Raw genomic sequence first — 1,967 nt, 5'->3', positions numbered from 1 at the left:
GTGTCCTATAGCTCTCCACAACGCATATCTCGGTGGCCTTATTCGATTGCTGCGTTCCTGCGTTCGCGGAAATGACGAGGGGGGTATCATGTCACGCGAGATCAGGGCGGTGCGGGCCAAGGCGTTTCTGGCGGCGCTGGCGGCGTCGGGGAATGTCACCTTGTCCGCTGAGCGGGCGAAGGTGTCGCGGTCGTGGGCGCTGGCGCGGCGCAAGGACGATGCGGGGTTCGCGGCGGCGTGGGCGGCGGCGCTGGCTTCGGCCAAAGCGCGGCTGGCGGCGGGGGACAGCCGCGCGCCGCCGAGCGGCTGGGGGTTTCTGGACGGGGCCGAACTGGTGGTGCGCGGCACCAATGGCCGACGAATGCAGATCGGCCGGGCGCGGCTGAAGCAATGGACGGCGCGGGTCGAGGCGCGGTTCCTGGCGGCGTTGGCATCGACGTGCAACGTCGCAGCGGCCTGTGCCGAAGTGGGGATGCATCCGCCTTCGGCCTATTTCCACCGCAAGCGCTGGCGGGCGTTCGCGCGGCAGTGGGACGAGGCGATCGCGACCGGGGTGACGCGGCTGGAGTTTGCGCTGCTGCAGAACGGCTGCAACCTGTTTTCCGATCCCGAGCAGCCGCCCGAGGTGGCGATGGCGGGGATGACCGCCGACCATGCGCTCCACCTGCTCAGCATGCACCGGCGGACGGCGCACGAGCGGGGCGGACATGTGGCGTCGATTTTCTGGTGGGGGCGGCCCCAACCGCGGCTGGAAGATGTGCGGGAGTCGATCCTGCGCAAGATCGACGCGATCAAGCGGGCGCGGTTGCTCGACGCGGACGAGACGGCGCGCGAACAGGCGCATTGGGCGGCGCGGCGCGAGCTTAGCTGAGCGCCTTGCGCATGACGATGAGCGGCACGCGGACGCCGTCGACCGGGGCGGAGGGCGTGCGCTCGATCTCGCGGTAGCCGGCGGCGCGGTAGAGCGGTTCGCCCGACAGGGTCGCGACCATCATCGTGCTGGTGAAGCCGGCGTCGCGGGCGGCGCCCTCGCATAGCTCGAGGATCCGCCAGCCAATGCCGCGGCGGACGTGATCGGGGTGGGTGTACATGGCGCGGATGCGGGCCGGGTCGCGCGCCGGGTCGAGCGGGGTGGTATCGCGCGCGACCTGGCTCTGGTCTCCGCCGTGGGTGGTAGCGCGGAAACTCCAGCCGCCGCAGCCGACGATCTCGCCCTCTTCCTCGATCAGGAAATAGGTGCGGTCGGCGATCAATTGCGTATCGAGCCCCATCGTCATGCCGCTCACGGCGAGTTCGGCGGGGGTCAGGAAAGCACGCTGGTTGACCTCGATCGCCAGCGCCATCAGCACGCGCAGGGATTCAAGATCGGCTTCGGTCGCAAAGCGATGGGTGAGCATCCGCAACGTCTGTGCAATCGAGTGCAAAAATGCAACGGTCCCGTATCAAACGCATCGCAAGGCCGGTCACACGCTTGACCAATGATCTCGTTTCCTCTCCCTTAAGGACGACATCCAGGGGGGTGTCGTGGTGGGGCGGAGCGCCAATGCGGCGCACGACACGAGGGGGAATTATGGTTCACTTTGCATCGCGCAGCTTGCGCGCAGCGATTTTGTCGACGACCGCAGTGGCGGCGCTGATCGCCGTTCCGGGCTTGGCCCAGGCGCAGGACGCCACCGTCGCGACCACCGCCGCCACCGACAAGGCCGCCGGCGAAGAGATCATCGTGCTGGGCACGCGACGGACGGATCGCACCGTCACCAACTCGGCATCGCCGATCGACGTCATCAGTGCGGCCGAGCTGAAGTCGCAGCCGACCGGCAACATCCTTGATTCGCTCAAGAATATCATCCCGTCCTTCTTTTCCAGCACGAATTCGATCGCCGATGCGTCGAGCCTGGTGCGCGCACCGTCGCTGCGCGGCCTGCCGTCGGACGAAGTGCTGGTCCAGCTCAACGGCAAGCGCTTCA

At 67.7% G+C, this 1,967-nt stretch carries 3 protein-coding genes; 2 read left to right on the top strand and 1 reads right to left on the bottom strand.

All coding sequences use genetic code 11. The features are described from left to right. The first annotated feature begins 88 nt into the window (after positions 1-88). Complete coding sequence (locus tag RMN84_RS07810; protein WP_309611612.1) at positions 89-871, top strand: hypothetical protein; 783 nt, start codon at positions 89-91, stop codon at positions 869-871. Here RMN84_RS07810 and RMN84_RS07805 read toward each other — a convergent pair. Beyond that, positions 864-1,397 (bottom strand): GNAT family N-acetyltransferase, encoded by a 534-nt coding sequence (locus RMN84_RS07805; RefSeq protein WP_309611613.1) that lies wholly within the window; start codon positions 1,395-1,397, stop codon positions 864-866. The genes RMN84_RS07810 and RMN84_RS07805 overlap by 8 nt on opposite strands. 173 nt (positions 1,398-1,570) lie before the next feature. Here RMN84_RS07805 and RMN84_RS07800 point away from each other — a divergent pair. Then, positions 1,571-1,967: TonB-dependent receptor plug domain-containing protein (locus RMN84_RS07800; RefSeq protein ID WP_309611611.1), on the top strand; the 397-nt coding region annotated here is incomplete at its 3' end.

The organism is Sphingomonas sp. (genome assembly GCF_031380695.1).
Classification (GTDB): domain Bacteria; phylum Pseudomonadota; class Alphaproteobacteria; order Sphingomonadales; family Sphingomonadaceae; genus Sphingomicrobium.
Note: the sequence above shows the minus strand (reverse complement) of the source record. Positions and strands in the feature narration are given on the sequence as shown.

What these genes read in the sequence shown, in the direction of transcription:
- RMN84_RS07810 (WP_309611612.1), top strand. Translation starts at nt 89, where the DNA reads ATGTCACGCGAGATCAGGGCGGTGCGGGCCAAGGCGTTTCTGGCGGCG.
- RMN84_RS07805 (WP_309611613.1), bottom strand. Translation starts at nt 1,397, where the DNA reads ATGCTCACCCATCGCTTTGCGACCGAAGCCGATCTTGAATCCCTGCGC.